The following is a 23,138-nucleotide window of genomic DNA, read 5'->3' on the forward strand; positions in this document are numbered from 1 at the left end:
GCATGAAACGTCTGTCCCTGCTTGCCGTGCTGGCCGTTGCTGCGCTGAGCGGCTGCGTGGTGGCGCCGGTCGGCCCCGGCTATTACGGCTACCGCCGCCCGGTGGTGGTGGCTCCCCCGGTTGTCGGTCCGCCGGTGGTGATCGTGCGCCCTGGCTACGAGGGCCGGCCCCGCTATGACGACGACCGCGGCTATGGCCACGGCCGGCGCTGGCGCCGCGACGATTGAGGTTCATGCCGGGAACCAAAGCCCGGCCGCAGCAATCCCATCGCCGACAATACCGTGATGCCCTCCGCCGGAGGACACGCGCTACAAGAAGCGTCGCAAGAAAGGGTGGGAATGCTGCTGCGAATGTTGGACCAGTCACCGCGTACGGTGCTGGCCCTGGTGAGTCTGTTCTGTATCGCCTTGCTGGCCTTTGGCCTGTACCTGCAGCATGGCGTGGGCCTGGAGCCCTGTCCCATGTGCATCGTGCAACGCTACGCGCTCGTGCTCGTGGCCGTCGTGGCGGGGCTCACCGCCATGCTGCGGTCGCGCGGTGCCCACCTGGCCGGCGGCATGCTGACCTTGCTGATTGCCGGTTTCGGCGCTTTCGTCGCGGCGCGGCAGAGCTGGCTGCAGTGGTACCCGCCGGAGATCGCAAGCTGCGGTCGCGACTTCTACGGCATGATCGAAACCTTCCCGCTCAAGCGCGCCGTGCCCATGATCTTCGCCGGCGGCGGCGATTGCGCGGCGATCGATTGGACCTTCCTCGGCGGCTCCATCGCCAACTGGTCTTTCCTGTGCTTCGTCGGCATCGGCCTTGCGATGCTGGCGCTTCTGTGGCGCCGCAGCGCGGCCCGCTGACCAGCACATCTGTTGCAAGAAGTGTCGGCGCCGGCCTACAGAGGCTTGTGCCCAAACCTGACCGCAACTCACGGGTCGTGCGCTACCGTAGCCGCATCGATTCAAATGGGGAGTGTCGGTTCATGTCATCAGCCGCGTTGCATGCTTTCGAAGCGGTACCGCCAGCCAGCCTGGCGAACGACGACGCGCTGTCCCTGGCCAACGAGGCAGCCCGCTACGCGGTGCTGCGCCGGATGGGTTCCGCCATCCGGCATCAGATCGCGGGAGCGTTGCAGCCTGTCAGCATGATTGCCTCACTGGTGGAGCGGCGCGTGCAGGCGCCGGCGCCTAACCTGGAGGCCTTGCGTCGCAACTGCAGCGAGATGAACACGCTGGCCCGCTCTGCCAGCAGCGAAGGCGTGGCCTTGATGGGCTGGCTGGCGCCGCACGAGGGCGAGCAGGTGGCGCTGAACGAAGGTGTGGCCGACTGCCTGCACCTGTTGACCACCGAGCTGTCGTTCCGCGGTTTCACGGTGCTGGACGCAACCCAGGCCGAGGACGCGCGCGTCGCGCGCCTGGGCTTGCGCACGCTGGTCCCGGCCTGCCTGATGGCGCTGACCGATGCCACGGACACGCCCGCCCAGGTGCGCATCGAGGCGGGTGTCGATGGCAAGGTGGTGAACCTGTCGATGTCGCTGCAACCCACGCCCGAAGCGGAAGGTCCGGCCCAGCGCGCCAAGGCCTACCGGCCGCTGACCTGGTCGGACGTCGAGGCGCTGGCGCGAGCCGAGGGCGTGCGCCTGCAATTGGGCCCGCAGACCGTGCGCTTGCAGTTCGACGTGCTGACGGCCGCGCAGGATGCGGACGTGCGTTGGGCCTGATCCCACGGTTTGCCGTGGAATGAAAAAGGGGCTCGATGTACGAGCCCCTTTTCTTTTGGCTTGATGAAACCGATCAATCGATCAGCTTGTTCTTGAGCGCGTAGTAGGTCAGGTCGCTGTTGGAGCTCAGGTTGAGCTTTTCCATCAACCGCGTGCGGTACGTACTGACGGTCTTCACGCTCAGCGACAGGGTCTTGGCGATGTCGCCTGCGGTCTCGCCCTTGGCCAGCTTCAGGAACACCTGGAACTCGCGTTCGGACAACTGCTCGTGCGGCGCCTCATCGCCCTTGCGGTTGATCTGCTGGGCCAGCAGTTCGGCCACCGCAGGGGTGATGTAGCGCCGCCCCATGGCGACGGTGCGGATCGCGTTCACGATCTCCATCGGGTCGCATTCCTTGTTGAGGTAGCCGCTGGCGCCCTGGCGGATCAGGTTCATGGCGTAGTGCTCCTCCGGATAGCCCGAGAGGATGAGGATGCCGAGATCCGGCGCCTTGGCGCGGATCATGGCGAGCACGTCGATGCCGGTTTGTCCGGGCATGGAAAGGTCCATCAGCAGCACATCCATCTCTGTGTTGCGGACCAGGTCGATGGCTTCGCGACCGCTGGCAGCTTCGCCGACCACGCGGAGATCCACGTGGTCCGAGAAGAACTGCCGCAGACCTGAACGCACGATGGCGTGGTCATCCACGATGCCGACTTTGATCATCTGGCTCCTTCCGGTGAAGCGTGTTGTTGCTGTGGGGGGAGTTGTACTTTGGCCGCTCTGGAGCGTCTGTAGGACAGCGGCCAAATCAGGCTGCGCGGCTGGCGCGCAATGGAAATGTGGCGACGGCGCCGGCACGTTGGACTGCCGATCTGTCTGGTGCGGGCACTGGCCGCACCGCCGTCGCCGTGACTGTAGGCGGCGCCCATGGCAGCCACAAGACATCGCGCGGCAGTCCGTCGGACCGGGCGTGACATTTGTCGTGTTCGCCTGTTGCGAGCTCAACCGGCGCGTGCTTGCCGGCCGATCACGGGATAGGAGGGGTCGGTGTAGCCGGGTGTGGAGGGGTGGCCGGGCGGCACGAGCCGGTCCACGGTGGCCTCGTCCTCGGCGGTCAGCGCATGGTCCAGGGCGGGCAGGTAGTCCTTCCACTGCGCCAGCGTGCGCGGCCCGGCGATGACCGAGGAGACTGCGCCGCTGCCCAGCACCCAGGCCGTCGCGAACTGTGCGAGCGTGATGCCACGGCCCTGCACATGGGCCTGCAGCGCCTGCGCGACCTGCAGCGATTCGTCGCGGAACTCGGTCTCCATCACGCGCTTCTCACCGCGGCCCACGCGGCTGTCAGCGGCCGGCGCGGCGCCTGGCAAGTATTTGCCCGACAGGATGCCGCGCGCGATCGGGCTGTAGGGCACGACGCCCAGCCCGTATTGGCGGCAAGCCGGCAGGATCTCGACCTCGGGCATGCGGTTGAGCAGGTTGTAGTAGGGCTGGCAGACCGCGGGGCCAGGCATGTTCAGGCGTTGTGCGAGGTGCGCGGCTTCGGCGATGCGCCAGCCGCGGAAGTTCGACAGCCCCCAGTAGCGGATCTTGCCGGCGCGCAGCAAGGTGTCGATGGCGCGCAGCGGCTCTTCCAGATCCAGCCCGTCGTAGTCGCGGTGCAGGTAGTAGATGTCGATGTGGTCGGTGCGCAACCGGCGCAGGCTGTTCTCCACCTCGGTCATCACCCAGTGGCGCGAGTAGTGGCTGTGGTTGGGCGCATCGGCCATCTTGTTGCCCAGCTTGGTTGCGACGATCCAATGCTGGCGCCGTCCGGCCAGGATCTGGCCCAGCATCTCCTCGGAGGCACCCTGCTTGTAGACGTCGGCCGTGTCGAGGAAGTTGACGCCATGCTCCTGGGCGTGGGCAACGATGTCGCTGGCCTCTGCCAGCGCTGTCTGGTCGCCGAACATCATCGTGCCGAGGCACAGGGTGGAAACGCGCAGGGGACTCTTGCCGAGGGGGCGGTAGTGCATGGGTGCTCCGGTGTCACGCAGGTGGATGGCGCATGCTCGCCGGGCCGTCACCATAATGACGCTTCCGTCCCCAGCGGGTCTGGCCTTGGAGTTGCCGCGATGAACAAGCGATGGATCCGCATGGTACTGGCGGCCTCGGCCGGGGCGGCTGTGCCCGCCGTGGCGCAGGAGCAGGCCCTGGTGCTGTCAGCGGTGCCTGTGGTGCAGCAGCGCACCGTCGCGCAGCAGGTGTGCCGCATCGCGCAGGAGGTGGCGCCGCAAGTTGACACCGGCACCGGCGCGTTGTTGGGCACGGTGGCAGGTGGTGTCGTCGGCAACCGCTTCGGCAGCGGTGAGGGCCGCGCATTGGCGACCTTGTTCGGTGTCGTGCTGGGTGCCCTGTGGAGCGAGCGCATCGAAGACCGGCCCGTGCCACAGATGCAGCAGGTACGGCATTGCACGCTGCAGGGCGTGATGCAGCCGCAGGTGGTGGCCTACGACGTGCACTACCAGTACGCCGGCCGGCAATACAGCGTTCAGTTGCCGCAGGACCCCGGGCCGACGCTGTCAGTGCAGGTCACGCCCAGCAACTCCATGCAGCCCGGGGCGCGGACGCAGCAAACCGCGTCACCAAGCGGTGGCGAAAGCAATTTCGAACATTGAAACGAACAGGCAGCGCAGGCGCTGCCGGGCTCAGCGGGCGAGCAGTTCGTCCAGTTCCTTGCACGACGGTGCGCAGACGGCTTGCGACTTGCCGATGACCTTGCGCGTGCCCAATTGGGAACGCAGGCGGTGCTTGCCGCACAGAAAGCATGACATCGTGGAGCCGCCCATCGATGTACCTGCGGTGAAGGGCGAACCGGAGACCTTGGTCTTGTAGCGTAGCCCGTCAGCCAAGATTGCGGTTTTCACTTCAGCTTTGGCCATTGGCGGAACTCTCCCTGGGTGTTTGCATTGCGCGCTGGATCACGGCCCTTGCCTGCTGCTCGGCCGCCACGGATGCATCCAATGGCGAACGGCACAGGCCAGCGACCTCGTAGAGCGTATTTTCGTACAACTCGGAGGCTGCTGGATGTTCGGCCAGCAAATCCCGCAGTGCATCGCTCGGTTTCACATCTCGCAACGCCGTTTCCAGGCGCGCCACGACGGCCTGGGTACTGCGCAGGATCGACGGCGACGCGGCTGTGCTCCAGCCGTTCCAGCAGCGCGGCCAGAACGCGGACGGGGGCGAGTTCGGTTAGGGCTGAGGTGTGTGTCTTCATGTCACGGTAGATGGCGCCGCAGGCCGCCAATGCAAGCGGCAAAGCAAAAGGCCCCGCATCTTGCGATACGGGGCCTTGGCTTTTCTGGCTCCTCAACCTGGGCTCGAACCAGGGACCTACGGATTAACAGTCCGGCGCTCTACCAACTGAGCTATTGAGGAAAAGATCGGTGAATTTTTGGCTCCTCAACCTGGGCTCGAACCAGGGACCTACGGATTAACAGTCCGGCGCTCTACCAACTGAGCTATTGAGGAACGGTAGCCCACGATTATAGCGTCTTTTTTTGGACTCTCCGGTGCCTAGAACGCTGCCTGCATCGCAAGCCGCAAAGTCCTCGGTGTGCCCGTGAACAGGTAGACGTGGCCGAACTGGGTCGGCGATTCCTTGTAGTAGCGGCGGTCGAGCAGGTTCTCGACGCCCAGCGTCCAATGCGTGTCGGTGCCGCCGAGCTTGGTCGCATAGCGCAACGCGGCATCGAAGCGGGTCCACGATGGCAACTCGATCGACGCATCGGGGAGCACCGAGCGGCGTCCTTCGTGCACCACCGTGCCGTCCAGCGCGAGGCCGGGCATGCTGGCAACGGCGTACGACGCCCGGCCGCGCAGCACCAGCTTGGGAACGTTGACGGGCCGGGTGCCGTTGAAGGCCGGCGTCTCGGTGCTGCCGCGGCGCTTGGCGTCGAGCACGGTGGCGCCACCGTCCAACCGCCAGGGACCGCCGCGCCAGCCCAGCGCGCCTTCCAGGCCTTGGTGAACGGCTTCGCCGTCGTAGGCGCCGGTGCACTGGTTGCCGCAGGCGTCGATGTTCGTCATCGGACGGACGATGCGGAACCAGGCGAGTTGCCAGTTCCACGCGGCATCTCCGCCCTTGGCGCCGACTTCCTGCTGATGCGACTTGCGCACCGGGAGCACAACGCCCCTGTTGCGGTACGCCTCCCGGTCTGGCACCTGCACGGACTCGACGCCCTGGCCATAGCTGGCGTAGAGCAAGGGGCCTCCTTCGATTTGGTAGCCCAACGCCAGCCAGGGCGTTGTGAGGCTGCTGTCGTAGGGAGGCGGCCCCGAGCCGTCGGTCCGCATGCTTGTGCGGTCCAGGTGTGTGTAGCGCAGCCCCAACCAGGTGGTCCATTGCCGTGACCAGCGGATGGTGTCCTGCAGAGACAACTCCAGCGAGCGCTCGTCGCGGTTGGTGCTGGGGTCGGTCAATGTCGGATCGGGCGACGTGATGGCCGAACCGTCCACATTGCCTGTACCCACGTAGTTGTAAGCCTGGTCCTGGAAGCGGTTGCGCACGCGCGAGGAGAGCAGGCCCACCGACACGTCATGCGCGACGCTGCTCGTCGTGAACTTGCCCTTGAGCTTCACCTGCGCAGCAGTGAGGCGGCGCTGCTCGTTCTCGCTGCGGAAGTCGTACATGTCGTAGGTGCCGTCGCTGCAATAGCGCGTGTAGTCGCCCTCGGCATCGCAGCCGAACGCGTACGCCAGCCGGTCGTCCGTCTTCAAGCGCTGCTGCCCGATCTGTGCCGACCAGCGCCAGTCCGCATTCAGCGCCTGCTCGACGCGCAGCGTGCCCGTCAGCGCTCCGAACACCGAAGGCTGCGACCAGGGCTGGTTGTTCAGGTTCAGGTGCGGGCTGGGCACTGGCGCCAGCCGGTTGCCCAACAGGCTGTAGCCGGCCTGGCTGGGCTGAGACTTGCGGCTCCATTCGACCTCCGCTTCGACCAGCGTGTCGCGGCCCACGCGCCAGTCGGCCGCCAGCGCGACCAGGCTGCGACGGCCATCCAGGTCCTCGATGCGCGGGCGCAGCGTCTCGTGCGCCACGTTGAAGCGGTAGCCGAACACGCGATCGACGCCGAAGCGGCCGCCCAGGTCGATGGCGCCGAGAACGCCGCCGCGTCCGGAGACTTCCACCGTCGCGCTGCGCAGGTCGGCCTCGGTCGGCCGCTTGACCACATAGTTGACCAGCCCGCCCGGCGCGCTGGTGCCGGCCTGGATGCCACTGGTGCCCTTGAGGATCTCGACGCGCTCCTTGTTGTCCAACGGGATCGAGGTCTCCGCGCTGATCGGCAGTCCCTCGCGGCGGTAGTTGAAGCGGTTGTCCAGCGTGAAGCCGCGGATGCTCAGATAGTCCCAGTAGCCGGGCGAGTTGTAGGCGTCGGTGACCGAAGCGTCGAAGCTGGTCAGGTCGGCTAACCGGCGGGCGCCGCTGGCCTGCAGCGCTGCGGCATCGATGACGACGGCGGAAATCGGCAGCTCGCTGAGCGGCTGGTCGCCGAAGCCGGTCACGTCGGCCTGCGGGGCCTGCTTGCTGGCTTCCACGCTCACCGTGGGCAGCGTGGGAGCGGTGGTTTGCGCACCCGTTGCCGAGGCGAACAGCACCGCCACGGCACCTGCCAGGGCGTGCGGTCTGAAGGAAAAACGGTTCATTGCCACAACGCTTTCGACGTCATAGCAGGTCGGCCTGCCGGATCTTCTGACGGCCGTGCGAGATGCCACCGTGGCGGGGGCGCGGCCCAAATCTGGTCAATGCTTCCCTGCGCGAGGATTACCTCAATCAGGTTCAAAGGGACTTTCTCAGTCACACGCTGCCTTGGCAGCGCACGACACCCCTAGCGAGGCGCCCTTGCGGGCGCGGGCTGGATTCTAGGCCAGCTACTTCGGCCTGTTGACGGCCATGGTCTCCAGAATGGCCTCGAGTTGCGGGCTCATCGGCAGGTTGATGCTGGCGCCGGACGGCAGGCGGCGCAGGAACCAGCGCGTGTACTGGCGCTCGATCTCGCCGTCCTCGGCCAGGCGCTGGAAGCTCTCCTGGACCACGCGGGCCAGCTGCGGATCGTCCTTGCGGAACATGATGCCGTAGGGGTCGTAGGAGAGGAATTCGCCGACCACCTGGTACTTGCCGCCCTTGGCTGCCTGTTCGGCCATCAGGCCGTAGAGCAGCACGTCGTCGGTCGCAAAGGCATCGGCCGCGCCGCTGGCCACCTGGGCGAAGCCGGCGGCATGGTCGGGCTGCACCATGATCTGCGTGTCGAGCTTGAACTTCTGCACCAGGTCGCGCAGCGACTTCTCGTTCGTGGTGCCGGCCGTGACCGCGACCTTCTTGCCTGCAAGATCGCGGAACGAGCGCACGGGCGAGCCCGCCTTGACCATGAGCTTGGTGCCGGAGACGAAGATGACGGGCGAGAAGGCCACGCGCTGTTGCCGCTCCAGGTTGCTCGTGGTGGAGCCGCACTCCAGGTCGGCCTTGCCGCTCGCGATCGCATCGAAGCGCGACGCGGAGGTCACCGGCACCCAGGTGATCGTCAGCGTCTTGTTCACGGCATCGGCGATGGAGTCCACGAGCGCCTTGCACAGCTCGACCGAGTAGCCGATGGGCTCCTGGCGCGCATTGAGATAGGAGAACGGTACCGAGGAATCGCGGTGCGCGAGCGCGATGGTCCCGCTGGCACGCACCTTGGCGAGGGTGCCGCTCAACTGGACCTCCTGCGCAAGCGCACTGCCTGCCAGCGCGATGCTGAGGCAGGCCGCGCCCCATGCCGTTCTTGCGGTGTGCATGTGGTCGGCCTCAGGCATGGGCGGGCTGGGCGAGCGTGGCGGCGGCTTCGCGGTCCAGGGCCTTCGCATTGGCCTCGGCCTCGGGCAGCAGCTCGCCTTCCCACTTGGCGACGACGGCCGTGGCGATGGAGTTGCCCACGGCGTTGGTCGCCGAGCGGCCCATGTCCAGGAAGGTGTCCACGCCCAGGATCAGCAACAGGCCAGCCTCGGGGATGTTGAACTGGTTCAGCGTGGCGGCGATCACCACGAGCGAGGCCCGCGGCACGCCGGCCATGCCCTTGGAGGTCAGCATCAGGATCAACAGCATCGTGATCTGCGTGCCCAGCGGCAGCTCGATGCTGTAGAGACTGCGCGCCGCCGCCCCGTGCAGCGCGGGTGCGGCGGCGTGGTGTGCGAACTTACTTGTCGAGCCCGCCGAGGCAGACGTACTTGGTCTCGAGGAATTCCTCGATGCCGTACTTGGAGCCTTCGCGGCCCAGGCCCGATTGCTTGACGCCGCCGAACGGCGCTTCGGCCGTGGAGATGAGGCCGGTGTTGACACCCACCATGCCCGACTCCAGCCGCTCTGCCACGCGCATCACGCGGCCGATGTCGCGGCTGTAGAAATACGCGGCCAGGCCGAACTCGGTGTCGTTGGCCAGCTCCAGCACCTCGGCCTCGGTGTCGAACGCGAAGATCGGCGCCAGCGGGCCGAAGGTCTCTTCCTTGGCGAACAGCATGTCGGCCGTGGCGCCGCCGACCACGGTGGGTTCGTAGAACAGGCCGCCCAGCGCATGCGGCTTGCCGCCGGTCAACACCTTGCCGCCCTTGGCCACCGCATCGGCCACATGTTCCTCGATCTTGGCGACGGCCTTGGCGTCGATCAGCGGGCCCTGGGTGACGCCGGCTTGCAGGCCGTCGCCGACCTGGAGCGCCTGCACCTTGACCACCAGCTTCTGCGTGAACTGCTCCAGCACACCACGCTGCACGTACAGCCGGTTGGCGCAAACGCAGGTCTGGCCGGTGTTGCGGTACTTGGACACCATCGCGCCCTCGACCGCAGCGTCGATGTCGGCGTCGTCGAACACGATGAAGGGCGCGTTGCCGCCCAGTTCCAGCGAGAGCTTCTTGATGGTGTCGGCCGACTGGCGCATCAGCGTGCGGCCCACTTCGGTCGAACCCGTGAAGGTCAGCTTGCGCACCACGGGGCTGCGCGTCATCTCGCCGCCGATCTCCGAGGCCGAGCCGGTCAGCACCGACAGCAGGCCCTTCGGAACACCCGCGCGTGCGGCCAGCTCGGCGAAGGCGAGGGCCGAGTAGGGCGTCTGCGTGGCCGGCTTCACTACCATCGAGCAACCTGCCGCCAGCGCCGGTCCGGCCTTGCGCGTGAGCATGGCGGTCGGAAAGTTCCAGGGCGTGATGGCGGCCGTGACGCCGATCGGCTGCTTGAGCGCGAAGATGCGCTTGTCGCCGCTGGTGGCGGGAATGGCGTCGCCATACACGCGGCGCGCCTCGTCGGCGAACCACTCGATGAACGAGGCCGCGTAGGCGATCTCGCCCTTGGACTCGGTCAGCGGCTTGCCCTGCTCGGTGGTCATGATCAGCGCCAGGTCGTCCTGGTTGGCCAGCATCAGGTCGTTGAGCTTGCGCAGCACGGCCGCGCGCTCCTTGGCCGGCACGTCGCGCCAGGCGCGCTGGGCCACGGCCGCGGCAGCGATGGCGCGTTCGGTCTCGGCCGTGCCGCACATCGGGATGGTGCCGATCTGCTCGCCATTGGCCGGGTTGGTCACGGCCGTGGTTTTGCCGCTGTCGGCGTCGGCCCATTCACCGGCGATGAAGGCCTGCTGGCGCAGCAGGCTGGGGTCCTTGAGTTTCAGCATGGTGGTGTGCTCCTTGCGATCAGGCTTGCAGCGCGGCGGCCAGGATGTCCAAGCCTTCGTCGAGCAGCGCATCCTCGATGGTCAGCGGGAACAGGAAGCGGATCACGTTGGCGTGCACGCCGCAGGTCAGTAGGAGCAGGCCGGCATCGCGGGCGCGGTCCTGCACCAGCTTGGTGAAGGCCGGGTCGGGCGTGCCGTCGGGCTGGGCGAATTCCATCGCCACCATGGAGCCCAGGCCGCGCACGTCGCTGATCTGCGGCACCGTCTTGCGCAGCGCGGCCAGGCGCGACTTCAGGCGCTGGCCCAGGCGCTCGGCGCGCGCGCACAGCTGCTCGTCCTCGATCACGTCCAGCACGGCATGGGCCGCTGCGATGGCCAGCGCGTTGCCGGCGTAGGTGCCGCCCAGGCCGCCGGGCGCCGGTGCGTCCATGATCTCGGCGCGGCCGACCACGCCCGACAGCGGCAGGCCGCCCGCCAGGCTCTTGGCCACGGTCATGAGGTCGGGCAGCACGTCGTAGTGCTCCATCGCGAACAGCTTGCCGGTCCGCGCGAAGCCGGTCTGGATCTCGTCGGCGATCAGCACGATGCCATGGCGGTCGCAGACCTCGCGCAGCGCCTGCATGAACTCGGGCGGCTGCACGTAGAAGCCCCCTTCGCCCTGGATCGGCTCCAGGATGATGGCCGCGACCTGTTCGGGATCGATGTCGGCCTTGAACAGCTGGGTCAACGCGGCCAGCGACTGCTTGACCGTGGTGCCGTGCAGCGCCACCGGCGCGGGCACGTGGTAGATGCTGCCCGGAAACGGGCCGAAACCGGTCTTGTACGGCACCACCTTGCCGGTCAGCGCCATGCCCATGAAGGTGCGGCCGTGGAAGGCGCCGGTCAGCGCGATCACGCCGGGGCGGCGCGTGTGGGCGCGCGCGATCTTGATGGCGTTTTCCACGGCCTCGGCGCCGGTGGTGAAGAAGGCGGTCTTCTTGGCATGCTGGCCGGGCGTCAGCGCGTTCAGGCGCTCCGCGAGCGCGACCGAGCTTTCGTAGGGCACCACCTGGTAGGCCGTGTGCGTGAAGCGCTCGAGCTGGTCCTTCACCGCCTGCATCACGCGCGGATGGCGGTGGCCGGTGTTGAGCACCGCGATGCCGGCGCCAAAGTCGATGTAGCGGCGGCCCTCCACATCCCAGATCTGCGCGTTCTCGGCGCGCTCGGCGTAAATCTGGAAGCCGATGCCCACGCCGCGCGGTGTGGCGGCGACGCGGCGCGCGTCGATCTGCTGGTTGGTGCTGGTCTCAAGGGCGGTGGTCATGACGGGGTGCTGGCCTGCAAGGCCTGGGGTTGGCTGGACACGAGCCCAGTCTACGAATACATTGATTCCATTGAAAGAACCAATTTATTAAAATCCAATGGAGCCAATTTCAGGCCAGGAGGCGCAGGCGCTGCCGGACTTCGTGCTGCAGCAGTTCGCGCCCGGCAACGGCGAGTACAACCACCAGCAGCTGTACCGCATCCTGCAGGGCGGCATCCGCCAGTCGGCCCTGCCCGCGGGGCACAAGCTGCCGCCCACGCGGGCCATGGCAGAAGCCCTCGGCATCGCGCGCAACACGGTCGTGCAGGTCTACGAACAGCTGGTGCTGGAGGGCCTGGCGCAGGCCGGCGTCGGCCGCGGCACCTACGTGGCCGAGGCTGCGCCGGGCTTCGTCGGCCGCGTGCGCGCCGCGCTGCGCGGTGGCGGCCCGGTCGCATCGCCGCTCTCGCAGCGCGGCGCCGACCTCGTGCAGGGCGCGCTGGCCAGCCCCATGCAATGGGGGGCCTTCACGCCCGGCGTGCCCGAGGTGCGCATGTTCCCGGCCAAGGTCTGGAGCCGCCTGCAGAGCCAGGCCTGGCGCGAAGTCACGCCCGCGCACCTGAGCTACGCCACGGGCGCGGGCCACCCGGCCCTGCGCGAGGCCATTGCCGACTACCTGGGCGGCACGCGCGGTGTGGCCTGCGATGCCGCGCAGGTGGTGGTGACCAGCGGCACGCAGCAGGCGCTGCACCTCGTCGCGCATCTGCTGGCCGACAGCGGCGACCGGGTCTGGCTCGAAGACCCGGGCTACTGGGGAGCGCGCGCCATGTTCCGTGCGGCCGGCCTCGCGCTGGAGCCCGTGGACCTGGACGCCGAAGGCCTGGCGCCGAGCGCGCAGCAACTGGAGAAGCCGCCGCGGCTGATGTTCCTGTCGCCCGCGCACCAGTACCCCACCGGCGTGCTGATGAGCCACGGCCGGCGCCGCCAGCTGCTGGACTACGCCGCGCGCCACCGCGTCTGGATCGTCGAGGACGACTACGACAGCGAGTTCCGCTTCGCCGCGCGGCCGCTGCCCGCGCTGCAGGGCCTGGACGAGCAGGGCCGCGTGCTCTACCTGGGCACCTTCTCCAAGACCCTGTATCCCTCACTGCGGCTGGCCTACCTGGTGCTGCCGCGCGACCTGGTCGAGAGCTTCACGCGGGCGCTGAACGAGCTCTACCGTGAGGGCCAGACGCTGCAGCAGGTGGTGCTGGCGCGCTTCCTGCGCGAGGGGCATTACGCGCGCCACATCCGGCGCATGCGCGGCGTCTATGCCGCACGCCGGGCCGCGCTGATCGAGGCTGTGACGGCGCGCTTCGGCACGCGCCTGCCGCTGCTGGGCAGCGATGCCGGGCTGCACCTCGTGCTGGGCCTGCCCGACGCGGCCGATGACGCCGCCGTGGCGGACGAGGCCCTGGCCGCCGGCGTGATGACGCGGCCGCTGTCGATGTACAGCCTGCGCCGCCCCGCGCCGCACAAAGGCCTGGTGCTGGGCTACGGCGCCGTGACCGAGCCGGAGATCCGCGCCGCCTTCGATCGCCTCGCGGCCGTGCTCGCGCGGCATGTCTGAGGCTCGTAGCTCGGCATGCAAACTCGGCATGCCATGGCCGTAGGCGCGCTCCTACACTGCGGCCACCACCACCAAGGAGCCCCTGATGAGCACCCCCGCGTTTCGCATCGAGCACGACCTGTTGGGCGACCGCGAGGTGCCTGCCGACGTCTATTACGGCGTGCACACTTTGCGCGCCGTCGAGAACTTCCCGATCACCGGCACCACCATTTCGATCTACCCCGAACTCATCAAGGCCCTGGCGTGCGTCAAGCAGGCTGCCGCCCACGCCAACCACGAGCTGGGACTGCTCGACGCGCCGCGCTGCGACGCCATTTCCGCCGCCTGCGATGAGCTGCTGGCCGGCCAGCTGCACGACCAGTTCGTGGTCGACGTGATCCAGGGCGGCGCCGGCACCTCGACCAACATGAACGCCAACGAGGTCATCGCCAACCGGGCGCTGGAACTGCTGGGCCACGCCAAGGGCCAGTACCAGCACCTGCACCCGAACGAGCAGGTCAACATCGGCCAGAGCACCAACGATGTCTACCCCTCGTCGCTCAAGATCGCCACCTGGTTCGGCATCGCCGGCCTGGTCGATGCGATGGAGGTGCTGCGCGTGTCGTTCGCGCGCAAGGCCGAGGAGTTCAAGGACGTCTTGAAGATGGGCCGCACCCAGCTGCAGGACGCCGTGCCCATGACACTGGGCCAGGAGTTCGGCACCTACGCCGTGATGATCGAGGAGGACCAGCAGCGCCTGCGCGAGGCCGTGCTGCTGATCTGCGAGATCAACATGGGCGCCACCGCCATCGGCACCGGCATCACGGCGCACCCAGACTACGCGCCGCTGGTGCTCAAGCACCTGCAGCGCATCACCGGCATCCCGCTCGTCACGGCGCCCAATTTGATCGAGGCCACGCAGGACTGCGGCGCCTTCGTGCAGCTGTCGGGTGTGCTCAAGCGCGTGGCGGTCAAGCTCTCGAAGATCTGCAACGACCTGCGGCTGCTGTCCAGCGGCCCGCGCGCGGGGCTGAACGAGATCAACCTGCCGGCCATGCAGGCCGGGTCCAGCATCATGCCGGGCAAGGTCAACCCGGTGATCCCGGAGGTGGTGAACCAGGTGGCGTTCGAGGTGATCGGCAACGACATCACGGTCAGCTTCGCGGCCGAGGCCGGGCAGCTGCAGCTCAACGCCTTCGAACCCATCATCGCGCACAGCCTGTTCAAGAGCGTGGCGCACCTGCGCAGCGCCTGCGTCACGCTGGCCACGCGCTGTGTGGACGGCATCACGGCCAACGTGGAGCACCTGCGCGGCCTGGTGGCCAACTCCATCGGCATCGTGACCGCACTGAACCCCTACATCGGCTACGCCAACGCCACGGCCGTGGCGCAGGAGGCGCACGCCACCGGCGGCAGCGTCTACGCCATCGTGCTGGCCAAGGGCCTGCTGACCAAGCAGCAGCTCGACGAGATCCTGCGGCCCGAGGTGCTCACGCGGCCCACGCCGTTGACCCGGCCCTGATCCGGATGCAAGCCTCGGCATAAGATGCGCCCGCCCCGGCGCTCGTGCCAGGAACCACCCGAGACACTCCCCCCATGACCATTTCCATGTACCAGGCCAGCGTGCCGCGCTTCGTCAACATCCTTGGCAACCTGTCGAAGATCCTGGACAAGACGCAGGCCCACATCGACGCCAAGAAGATCGCCGATGGCACGCTGACCGGCTACCGCCTGTTCCCCGACATGCTGCCGCTGACCAGCCAGGTGCAGATCGCCTGTGACACGGTCAAGGGTGTCATCGCCCGGCTGTCCGGCGTGGACGCGCCCGTGTTCGAGGACAACGAGAAGACGCTGGCCGAGCTGAAGGAGCGCATCGCCAAGACCATTGCCTACCTGCAGAGCGTCCCGGCCGACAAGATCGACGGCACGGAAGACAAGCCCATCGTCACGCGGCGCGGCGAGAAGGAAACCCACTACGTGGGCATGCAGTTCCTGCTGGGCCACGCTGTGCCCAACTTCTATTTCCATGTCACGACCACCTACAACATCCTGCGCCACAACGGCGTGGAGATCGGCAAGCGCGACTACCTCGGCCAGCCCTGAGCCGGGCCGCGCGCAGCGGCTTGAACGCAACTACGGCGTGCGCGTCGTCCAACCCGCTCCGGCGGGTTTTTTTACGCCGCCGATCTGGGCGCCAGCGCGCTCAGGCGTCGATGAACAGCGCTGGGTCCACCATGGCCCGGTTCAGCATCACCGACCAGTGCAGGTGCGGCCCGGTCACGCGGCCGGTGGCGCCCACCTTGCAGAACGCGTCGCCCGCGCGCAGCTGGTCGCCCGGCTTCACGTCCATCGCGCTCAGGTGGCAGTACATGCTGAGCAGCCCCGCGCCGTGGTCCAGCCAGACGGTGCCGCCGTTGAAGAAATAGTCGCCGACGTCGACCACGCGGCCGTCCAGCGGCGCCCGCACGGGCGTGCCGGTGGCGGCCGCGATGTCCATGCCGCTGTGCGGATTGCGCGCCTGGCCGTTGAAGATGCGGCGCAGGCCGAACGAACTGGAGCGCCGGCCCGGCACGGGCACCTGCATGTGCAGTTGCGCCGGCACCGCCGGGCTGAAGGTGGCCATCACGCCGGCCAGGTGCTCACGCTCGCGCTCGTAGCGGGCCTGGTCTTCGGACGAGAGGTCCACGGTGCGCGGCGAGACCGTCAGCCGCTGCTCCTGGTACTTCTTGGCCACGATGCGGTAAGGCACGCGGCGCGCCGCTTCGCCCGGCGCGGCCACCGTGATCGCGGCTTCGCCGGGCGGTGCCGCCAGCGCGATGCCGACCAGCGCGGTCCACTCGATGGCATCGCCGACGACCAACAGCGGTAGCTCTCCGGAATGGGCTTGCGGGCGGGTGGCGGACGGCCCGAGCGACAGCCGGGCCACGCCGCCAGGGACGAGCGCTGGCCGCGGCCAGACATCCGGCGGCGGTGGCAGGGGCTTCTTGGCCGGTGCGGCCTGCAGGCGCGGCAGGGCGAGCAGGCCGGCGGCGCAGAGCAGGGCGGTTCGGCGGGTAGGGCGGGAGGTGCGGGAAGGCATGGACCGATTGTGGCCGGCGCGCCAATGCCCTCTCAGCCCGGGGCGCCGGTCTCCGCCAGCCGCCGCGCATAGACCGCCAGCACGATGCGCTCCGAATGCACGAGGTAGTCCTGCAGTGCCGCGGCCGCCTCCGCGTAGCGGCCGGCCTCGGTCAGTTCCAGGATCTTCACGTTCATGTCCACATAGGGCGCATGCAGGAACTCGGCGTCCTGCAGCATGCCGAAGGCCAGCCGCAGCTCGGCCAGGATGGGGGTGAACATGCTGTTCAGGCGCTCGCTGTCGGCCAGTTCCACGACGGCCATGTGGAATGCCATGTTGGCCGTGCCCACGCCCGCCCAGTCGGCGGCGTCGCGGTGCGCCAGGCCGGCCTGGACCGCCGCACGCATGCGCTTCTTCGCCGGGTGCCGTGGATAGGCCTGGGCCAGCGCCTGGCACTCGATGAGCCGGCGCACGCGGTAGATGTCGATGATGGACGCGATGCTTGGCACGGCCACGCAGACACCACGGTTGGGAGCGTGCGTCACCAGGCCGTCGCGCGTGAGCATGCGGAAGGCCTCGCGCAGCGTGTTGCGCGAGACGCCCAGGTTCTCGCTCAGGCTTTGCTCGGGCAGGCGCTGGCCGGGGGCGAGCGCGCCCTCGGCGATCTGCTGGCGCAGCTGGGCGGCCAGGCGTTCTGCAAGGTTCTGGTCGGACGGGGCGGTGAGGGCAGGGGTCGGCATGGCAGGCCTTTTAGCAGAAACCACCGCTGGCAGGAATGTGGAACACCCCTGAATATTTCTGGCGTGCCCATCTTGAATTCGCTCACCAATCAAATTACGATTGTTCAACAATCACAATTTCATTGTTCTCTCATTCTGATGCGATTGTTGTCACTTCTCGAGCCTTCGTCCCGCCTGGAGCCACCGATGTTCAACCGCCGTCCCCTGCTTGCCGCCGCTGCCCTGCTGGCCTGGTTGCCACTGTCCGCCATGGCTGCCGACTATCCGGCCAAGCCCATCCGCATCGTCGTGCCCTATGCGGCGGGCGGGTCCACCGACACGCTGGCCCGGCTGGTGGCCGAGCGGCTGGGCAAGCAACTGGGCCAGCCGGTGGTGGTGGACAACCGGCCCGGTGCCAGCGAGCAGATCGCGATCACGCACGTGGCCAAGTCGGCGCCGGACGGCTACACGCTGCTGCTGTCCACGCTGAGCGGCCTGGCGGTGAACCCCGGGCTCTACCCCAAGCTGCCCTACGACGTGCAGAAGGACCTGGTGCCCATCGTGCTCGCCGCCACCGTGCCCAGCGTGGTGGTCGTGCATTCCTCGGTGCCGGTGAAGACCATGGCCGAGCTGGGCACCTACCTCAAGGGCAAGCCCGGCAGCGTCAGCTACGCCTCGGCCGGCGCCGGCACGCCCAGCCACCTGGGCATGGAGTACTACAAGCGCGCCAACGGCGTCGACCCGGTGCACGTGCCCTACAAGGGCGGCGCGCCAGCGCTGCAGGAGGTCATGGGCGGGCAGGTGCAGCTGATGATCGCGCTCGTGCCCGAGGCGATGCCCATGGTCAAGGGTGGCCGCCTGCGTGCATTGGCCGTCACCAGCAACAAGCGCCTGGCCAGCTACCCGGACCTGCCCACCGTCGCCGAATCCGGCGGGCAGGACCTGGACGTGACCTTCTGGTACGGCTTCGTCGCGCCGACGGGCACGCCGCCAGCCATCGTGGCCAAGCTCAACCAGACCATCAACCAGATCCTGGCCGAGAAGGACGTGCAGGCCAAGCTGGCCGAGATGAACCTCGATGTGGTGGGCGGCGCGCCCGCACAATTGACCGCCCTGATCAAGTCCGATGCGGCCCGGTGGAAGAAGGTGATCGACGACGCCGGCATCAAGGTCGACTGATCGTCTTCAACCCCAGGACACCGATGACGCCCAACGCCACGCCCACCGTTCTCGTGACCGGCTTCGAGCCCTTCGACAACGACCCGCTCAACCCGTCCTGGGAGGTCGCGCGTGCGCTGGAGGGTTGGGATTGCGGCGGCGCCACCGTGCGCGCCGTGCAACTGCCCTGCGTGTTCGGCCTGGCGGCCGAGCGGCTCGACGAGGCCCTGGCGCGGTGGCGGCCGCGGCTGGTCGTGGGCCTGGGCCTTGCAGGCGGGCGCACCGAGTGGCAGCCCGAGCGCGTGGCGATCAATTGCGACGATGCGCGCATCCCCGACAACGCCGGCCGCCAGCCCGTGGACACGGCCGTGGTCCCGGGCGGCCCCGCCGCCTACTTCTCCACGCTGCCCATCAAGGCCATCGTGCAGGCGCTGCGTGCGGCGGGCCTGCCGGCCTCGGTCTCCAACACGGCCGGCACCTTCGTCTGCAACCATGTCTTCTATGCGCTGATGCTCCGGCTCGCGGGCCTGCCTGGCGTGCGTGGCGGCTTCGTGCACGTGCCTTGCCTGCCCGAGCACGCGGCCCGGCATCCGGGTGCGCCCAGCATGGCGCTGGCGACGCAGGTCGAAGCCCTGCGCGTGACCCTGCGCACGGCGCTGGCCTTCGAGAACGACATCGTCGCCGGCGGCGGACAACTGCATTGAAAGGAAGCTCCATGCACATCGACCTCAACAGCGACCTCGGCGAGAGCCTGGGCGCCTGGACCATGGGCGACGACGCCGCCATGCTGTCCATCGTCTCCAGCGCCAACGTGGCCTGCGGCTTCCATGCCGGCGACGCGGCCGGCATCCTCAAGACACTGCGTGCCGCCGCCGAGCGCGGGGTGGCCGTGGGCGCCCACGTGGCCTACCCCGACCTGGCCGGCTTCGGCCGGCGCAACATGGACGTGGCCAGCGCCGACCTGCAGGCCGATGTGGTCTACCAGATCGGCGCGCTGCAGGGCCTGGCCAAAGTCGCCGGCACGCGGGTGCGCTACGTCAAGCCGCATGGCGCGCTGTACAACACCATCGCGCACGACCGGCGCCAGGCGGGCGACGTGATCGCTGCGATCCGCGCCATCGACCCCACCTTGGTGCTGGTCGCACTGGCGGGCGCGCCCCTCGTCGCTTGGGCGCGCGAGGCCGGGCTCACGGTGGTGGCCGAGGCCTTCGCCGACCGCGCCTACACGCCCGAGGGCACGCTGGTCTCGCGCCGCGAGCCGGGCTCCGTGCTGCACGACCCCGACGCCGTGGCCGCGCGCATGCTGCGCCTGGCGCAGGAGGGCGTGGTGGAGGCCATCGACGGCAGCACCGTGCGCGTGCAGGCCGATTCCATCTGCGTGCATGGCGACAGCCCGGGTGCCGTGGCCATGGCACGCCAGGTGCGCGCGGTGCTGGAGCACGCCGGCGTGGCCGTGCAGGCCTTCGCCGCATGATGCGTTTCCTGCCTGTCAACCTCGACGCACTGCTGGTCGAGCTGGACGACCTGCCGCAGACGCTGGCCCTCTTGGCCGCGCTGCAGGCCGAGCCGCTGCCCGGCGTGCAGGAACTGGTGCCCGCGGCACGCACCATCCTGGTCCGCTTCCGGCCCAGCGCGGTGTCGGCGCAGGCCCTGGCCACGGCGATCGCCAGCCGCCGGCTGGACCGCGCCGCCGAACGCGCGGGCCAGCTGGTGGAGATCGCGGTCGACTACCGCGGCGAAGACCTGGACGAAGTGGCCCGGTTGCTGGGCGCCACGCGCGAGCAGGTCATCGCCTGGCACACCGGCAGCGAGTACACCGTGGCCTTCACCGGCTTCGCGCCGGGCTTCGCCTACCTGAGCGGCGGCGACCCGCGCCTGCAGGTGCCGCGCCGCAAGACGCCGCGCACCCAGGTGCCGGCCGGTTCCGTGGCGCTGGCCGGCGACTTCAGCGCGGTCTATCCGCAGCAGAGCCCCGGCGGCTGGCAGCTGATCGGCGTCACGCACACGCCGATGTGGGATCTGGCGCGGCCGGTGCCGGCACTGCTGCAGCCCGGCTTCCGCGTGCGCTTCGTCGACGCCACGGGGCGGCCTGCACCGATGCGCACCGCCGTGCCGCCGCCGGCACAGGCGCCTCGGCACGACGGCCCGGCGTTGGAGATCCTGCGCCCCGGACTGCAGGCGCTGTTCCAGGACCTGGGCCGCCACGGCCAGGCCGGGCAGGGCGTCTCGGCCTCGGGCGCGCTGGACCAGGGCGCGCTGCGTGCTGCCAACCGGCTGGTCGGCAACGCCGCGGGCGCGGCGGCATTGGAGATCGTGGACGGCGGCTTCGCGCTGCGCAGCCATGGCGACACGGTGCTGGCCGTGGCCGGTGCCGAGGGCCCCCTCACACGCGTCGACGCCGGTGGCCGGCGCTGGCCGCAGGCGCGCGGGCAGGCGCTCGCGCTGGCAGATGGCGAATGCCTGGAGATCGGCACACCCGCAGCCGGCCTGCGCTCCTACCTCGCGGTGCGCGGCGGCTTCGCCATCGCGCCGGTGCTGGGCAGTTGCGCCACCGACACCCTGGCCAAGGTGGGGCCCGAGCCCCTGCGCGCGGGCGAAATGCTGGCCATCCAGCCCACCGCGAAGGGCGTGGTGGGCGCGCCCGAGTTGCCCGCCGCATTGCCGACACTGGAGCAGACCGTGGTGCTCGACGTGGTGCCCGGTCCGCGCACCGACTGGTTCACCGACGACGCCGTCGCCCTGCTCGCGGCGCAGAGCTGGACCGTCACGCCGCAGTCCAACCGCGTGGGCCTGCGCCTGGCGGGCGAACAGCCGCTCGCGCGCAGCCGCCACGACGAGTTGCCCAGCGAGGGCACGGCGCTGGGCGCGATCCAGGTGCCCGCGAGCGGCCAGCCCGTGCTGTTCCTGGCCGACCACCCGCTCACCGGCGGCTACCCGGTGATCGCCGCCGTTGCGCCGCACCACCTCGACCTGGCCGGGCAGATCCCGATCGGTGCACGCATCCGCTTCAACCCCATCCGCGCGTTCGCGCCCATCGAGCCATGAAAAAAGTCCTGATCGCGAACCGTGGGGAAAACGGGAGCGAAGCGACCGTTTCACCACATTGCAGTGCCTGCGCAGCAGGCGACGGCGATATCGCCTGCCCCACCATCTGTACACCCAAGGACGCGCAATGATCCAGAAGGTTCTCATCGCCAACCGGGGCGAAATCGCCGTCCGCATCGCCCGCGCCTGTGCCGACTACGGCGTGCGCTCCGTCGCCGTCTACGCCGACCCGGACCTCGACGCGCTGCACACCCGCGTGGCCGACGAAGCCTGGGGCCTGGCCGGCAGCCGCCCGGCCGACACCTACCTGTCGATCGACAAACTGCTGGATGTCGCCAGGAAGAGCGGCGCCGACGCTGTCCACCCCGGCTACGGCTTCCTGTCCGAGAACGCGGGCTTCGCCCAGGCCGTGCTCGACGCCGGGCTCGTCTGGATCGGCCCGCCGCCCGCCGCCATCGCCGCGCTGGGCGACAAGGTCCAGGCGCGCAAGCTGGCGCTGGAGGTGGGCGCACCGCTGGTGGCCGGCACGCCCGGCCCGGTGCAGGGCGCCGACGAGGTGCTGGCCTTCGCCGAACAGCACGGCCTGCCCATCGCCATCAAGGCGGCATTCGGCGGCGGCGGCCGCGGCATCAAGGTGGCGCGCGCCATGGACGAGGTGGCCGACCTGTACGCATCGGCCCTGCGCGAGGCCGTGGCCGCGTTCGGCCGCGGCGAATGCTTCGTCGAGCAGTTCCTGGACAAGCCGCGCCACGTCGAGGCCCAGGTCATCGCCGACACGCACGGCAACGTGGTGGTGCTGGGCACGCGCGATTGCTCGCTGCAGCGGCGCAACCAGAAGCTCGTGGAAGAGGCCCCCGCGCCGTTCCTGACGGATGCGCAGCGCGCGCGCATCCACCAATCGGCCAAGGACATCTGCGCCCGCGCCGGCTACGTGGGCGCGGGCACGGTGGAGTTCCTGCTCAGCGCCACGGGGTCGATCTCGTTCCTGGAGGTCAACACGCGGCTGCAGGTGGAGCATCCGGTGACCGAGGAGACGGCCGGCATCGACCTCGTGGTCGAGCAGCTGCGCGTGGCCGATGGGCTGCGCTTGTCCATCACCGAGACGCCGGTGCCCAAGTGCCACGCCTTCGAGTTCCGCATCAACGCCGAGGACGTGGGCCGCGGCTTCCTGCCCGCGCCCGGCCCGGTGACGGTGTTCGAGGCGCCCGGTGGCCCCGGCGTGCGCGTGGACACCGGCGTGGTCGCCGGCTCGGTCGTGCCCGGCAGCTTCGACTCCCTGATGGCCAAGCTCATCGTGACCGGTGCCACGCGCCAGCAGGCCATCGCACGGGCGCGCCGCGCGCTCAAGGAGTTCCGCATCGAAGGACTGGCCTCGGTGCTGCCCTTCCACCGCGCCGTGATGGACCACGCCGACTTCACGGGCGAGGGCTTTGCGGTGCACACCCGCTGGATCGAGACCGACTTCGCGAACGACCTGGCGGCTGCCGTGCCAGCCGCACCGCCAGCCGACACCACGCTGCTGCGCACCGCCATCGAGATCGACGGCCGGCGCGTGCAGCTGGGGCTGCCGGCCGCGCTGCTGGGTGGCTTGCAGGCCGCGCAGGCCGCACCGGCGGCCGAAGCCGCGGTGGACGCCACGGCCCTGCTGGCCCCCGTGGCCGGCACGGTGGTGGCCTGGAAGGTGGACGATGGCGCCAGCGTGGCCGAGGGCGATCTGCTGGCCGTCATGGAGGCCATGAAGATGGAAACCCAGGTGCTGGCGCACCGGGCGGGCCGGCTGGTCCGTGGCGTGGCGCCGGGCGCCTACCTGGCGGCCGGTGCCTTGCTCGCTCGCATCGATTGAGGAGCGTTCGCCAGGTGGGGCTGCGCTATAGGTGTTTTCCCGCCGCGACGAGACTTTGTCCACCCAATCGTGGACATTTGCGGCTCTGCCC

General features: G+C 69.0%; 24 protein-coding genes, 2 tRNA genes and 1 riboswitch. Of the genes, 13 read left to right on the top strand and 13 right to left on the bottom strand.

All coding sequences use genetic code 11. From position 1 onward, the window contains the following. The first annotated feature begins 2 nt into the window (after positions 1 to 2). The 3 genes from DES41_RS18530 (at position 3) to DES41_RS18540 (ending at position 1,705) form a co-directional block, all read left to right on the top strand. Positions 3 to 227, top strand: a complete 225-nt coding sequence (locus DES41_RS18530; RefSeq protein WP_170168209.1) for a hypothetical protein — start codon at positions 3 to 5, stop codon at positions 225 to 227. A 111-nt stretch (positions 228 to 338) separates the two neighbouring features. Next, positions 339 to 845, top strand: a complete 507-nt coding sequence (locus DES41_RS18535; RefSeq protein ID WP_114469152.1) for a disulfide bond formation protein B — start codon at positions 339 to 341, stop codon at positions 843 to 845. A gap of 122 nt (positions 846 to 967) precedes the next feature. After that, positions 968 to 1,705 carry a hypothetical protein gene (locus tag DES41_RS18540; protein ID WP_147282890.1) on the top strand — a complete coding sequence of 246 codons (738 nt, stop codon included), beginning with the start codon at positions 968 to 970 and terminating at the stop codon, positions 1,703 to 1,705. A 73-nt stretch (positions 1,706 to 1,778) separates the two neighbouring features. Here DES41_RS18540 and DES41_RS18545 read toward each other — a convergent pair whose 3' ends face one another. Next, the gene (locus DES41_RS18545; RefSeq protein WP_056673440.1) at positions 1,779 to 2,411 is read right to left on the bottom strand and encodes a response regulator; all 633 of its coding nucleotides are present in this window, start codon (positions 2,409 to 2,411) and stop codon (positions 1,779 to 1,781) included. A gap of 278 nt (positions 2,412 to 2,689) precedes the next feature. Continuing rightward, positions 2,690 to 3,700: an aldo/keto reductase gene (locus DES41_RS18550; protein ID WP_114469154.1), complete on the bottom strand. Its 1,011-nt coding sequence runs from the start codon at positions 3,698 to 3,700 to the stop codon at positions 2,690 to 2,692. A gap of 99 nt (positions 3,701 to 3,799) precedes the next feature. On the opposite strand from DES41_RS18550, the gene DES41_RS18555 reads away from it, so the two are divergent. Continuing rightward, positions 3,800 to 4,342: a glycine zipper 2TM domain-containing protein gene (locus DES41_RS18555; protein ID WP_114469155.1), complete on the top strand. Its 543-nt coding sequence runs from the start codon at positions 3,800 to 3,802 to the stop codon at positions 4,340 to 4,342. Positions 4,343 to 4,372: 30 nt separating this feature from the next. Here the strand turns inward: DES41_RS18555 and DES41_RS18560 are convergent, their stop codons facing one another. From DES41_RS18560 to gabT, 9 genes are all read right to left on the bottom strand, one after another. Next, positions 4,373 to 4,606 (bottom strand): hypothetical protein, encoded by a 234-nt coding sequence (locus DES41_RS18560; protein ID WP_056673431.1) that lies wholly within the window; start codon positions 4,604 to 4,606, stop codon positions 4,373 to 4,375. Beyond that, positions 4,593 to 4,823 (bottom strand): hypothetical protein, encoded by a 231-nt coding sequence (locus tag DES41_RS18565; protein WP_342769666.1) that lies wholly within the window; start codon positions 4,821 to 4,823, stop codon positions 4,593 to 4,595. Before DES41_RS18565 ends, DES41_RS18560 begins: the two co-directional genes overlap by 14 nt. A gap of 203 nt (positions 4,824 to 5,026) precedes the next feature. Next, positions 5,027 to 5,102 (bottom strand) — tRNA-Asn (locus DES41_RS18570). A gap of 17 nt (positions 5,103 to 5,119) precedes the next feature. Continuing rightward, positions 5,120 to 5,195, bottom strand: a tRNA-Asn gene (locus DES41_RS18575). A gap of 45 nt (positions 5,196 to 5,240) precedes the next feature. Further along, positions 5,241 to 7,367, bottom strand: coding sequence for a TonB-dependent siderophore receptor (locus DES41_RS18580; RefSeq protein ID WP_114469156.1), 2,127 nt, complete (start codon positions 7,365 to 7,367; stop codon positions 5,241 to 5,243). 87 nt (positions 7,368 to 7,454) lie between these two features. Next, a riboswitch (TPP riboswitch) is annotated at positions 7,455 to 7,561 on the bottom strand. Positions 7,562 to 7,592: 31 nt separating this feature from the next. Then, entirely contained in the window at positions 7,593 to 8,495 is a 903-nt protein-coding gene (locus DES41_RS18585) for an amino acid ABC transporter substrate-binding protein (RefSeq protein ID WP_114469524.1), read from the bottom strand. Positions 8,496 to 8,505: 10 nt separating this feature from the next. Then, a complete protein-coding gene (locus DES41_RS18590; RefSeq protein ID WP_281277220.1) occupies positions 8,506 to 8,865 on the bottom strand; it encodes a dicarboxylate/amino acid:cation symporter in 360 nt (119 codons plus the stop codon). A 28-nt stretch (positions 8,866 to 8,893) separates the two neighbouring features. Further along, positions 8,894 to 10,354 (bottom strand): NAD-dependent succinate-semialdehyde dehydrogenase, encoded by a 1,461-nt coding sequence (locus DES41_RS18595; protein WP_114469157.1) that lies wholly within the window; start codon positions 10,352 to 10,354, stop codon positions 8,894 to 8,896. Positions 10,355 to 10,373: 19 nt separating this feature from the next. Then, a complete protein-coding gene (gene gabT, locus DES41_RS18600) occupies positions 10,374 to 11,657 on the bottom strand; it encodes a 4-aminobutyrate--2-oxoglutarate transaminase (protein WP_114469158.1) in 1,284 nt (427 codons plus the stop codon). A gap of 97 nt (positions 11,658 to 11,754) precedes the next feature. Between gabT and pdxR the strand changes: the two genes are divergently transcribed. The 3 genes from pdxR (at position 11,755) to DES41_RS18615 (ending at position 15,327) form a co-directional block, all read left to right on the top strand. Beyond that, a complete protein-coding gene (pdxR, locus tag DES41_RS18605; protein WP_114469159.1) occupies positions 11,755 to 13,245 on the top strand; it encodes a MocR-like pyridoxine biosynthesis transcription factor PdxR in 1,491 nt (496 codons plus the stop codon). Positions 13,246 to 13,330: 85 nt separating this feature from the next. Next, the gene (gene aspA / locus DES41_RS18610) at positions 13,331 to 14,746 is read left to right on the top strand and encodes an aspartate ammonia-lyase (protein WP_114469160.1); all 1,416 of its coding nucleotides are present in this window, start codon (positions 13,331 to 13,333) and stop codon (positions 14,744 to 14,746) included. A gap of 74 nt (positions 14,747 to 14,820) precedes the next feature. Further along, on the top strand, positions 14,821 to 15,327 hold the full coding sequence (locus DES41_RS18615; RefSeq protein WP_114469161.1) for a DUF1993 domain-containing protein: 507 nt from the start codon (positions 14,821 to 14,823) through the stop codon (positions 15,325 to 15,327). A 100-nt stretch (positions 15,328 to 15,427) separates the two neighbouring features. On the opposite strand, the gene DES41_RS18620 is transcribed toward DES41_RS18615, so the two are convergent. After that, a complete protein-coding gene (locus DES41_RS18620) occupies positions 15,428 to 16,303 on the bottom strand; it encodes a M23 family metallopeptidase (RefSeq protein ID WP_114469162.1) in 876 nt (291 codons plus the stop codon). Positions 16,304 to 16,335: 32 nt separating this feature from the next. Continuing rightward, positions 16,336 to 17,022 (bottom strand): GntR family transcriptional regulator, encoded by a 687-nt coding sequence (locus DES41_RS18625; RefSeq protein ID WP_114469163.1) that lies wholly within the window; start codon positions 17,020 to 17,022, stop codon positions 16,336 to 16,338. Between the two features lie 186 nt (positions 17,023 to 17,208). On the opposite strand from DES41_RS18625, the gene DES41_RS18630 reads away from it, so the two are divergent. Genes DES41_RS18630 through DES41_RS18650 form a run of 6 tightly spaced genes read left to right on the top strand, consistent with a single transcriptional unit; the run spans position 17,209 to position 23,047 of the window. Further along, the gene (locus DES41_RS18630) at positions 17,209 to 18,180 is read left to right on the top strand and encodes a Bug family tripartite tricarboxylate transporter substrate binding protein (protein ID WP_114469164.1); all 972 of its coding nucleotides are present in this window, start codon (positions 17,209 to 17,211) and stop codon (positions 18,178 to 18,180) included. A gap of 23 nt (positions 18,181 to 18,203) precedes the next feature. Further along, positions 18,204 to 18,863 carry a pyroglutamyl-peptidase I gene (pcp, locus tag DES41_RS18635; protein ID WP_114469165.1) on the top strand — a complete coding sequence of 220 codons (660 nt, stop codon included), beginning with the start codon at positions 18,204 to 18,206 and terminating at the stop codon, positions 18,861 to 18,863. Positions 18,864 to 18,874: 11 nt separating this feature from the next. After that, positions 18,875 to 19,633 (top strand): LamB/YcsF family protein, encoded by a 759-nt coding sequence (locus DES41_RS18640; protein WP_114469166.1) that lies wholly within the window; start codon positions 18,875 to 18,877, stop codon positions 19,631 to 19,633. Continuing rightward, complete coding sequence (locus tag DES41_RS18645; protein WP_114469525.1) at positions 19,633 to 21,204, top strand: 5-oxoprolinase subunit B/C family protein; 1,572 nt, start codon at positions 19,633 to 19,635, stop codon at positions 21,202 to 21,204. Before DES41_RS18640 ends, DES41_RS18645 begins: the two co-directional genes overlap by 1 nt. Next, the gene (locus tag DES41_RS39580; protein ID WP_281277216.1) at positions 21,201 to 21,335 is read left to right on the top strand and encodes a hypothetical protein; all 135 of its coding nucleotides are present in this window, start codon (positions 21,201 to 21,203) and stop codon (positions 21,333 to 21,335) included. Before DES41_RS18645 ends, DES41_RS39580 begins: the two co-directional genes overlap by 4 nt. After that, positions 21,335 to 23,047 (top strand): acetyl/propionyl/methylcrotonyl-CoA carboxylase subunit alpha, encoded by a 1,713-nt coding sequence (locus DES41_RS18650; protein ID WP_211333017.1) that lies wholly within the window; start codon positions 21,335 to 21,337, stop codon positions 23,045 to 23,047. The genes DES41_RS39580 and DES41_RS18650 overlap by 1 nt, the downstream gene beginning before the upstream one ends. Positions 23,048 to 23,138 lie beyond the last annotated feature (91 nt).

Origin of the sequence: Pseudorhodoferax soli (genome assembly GCF_003337555.1) — a bacterium.
Lineage (GTDB): Bacteria > Pseudomonadota > Gammaproteobacteria > Burkholderiales > Burkholderiaceae_C > Pseudorhodoferax > Pseudorhodoferax soli.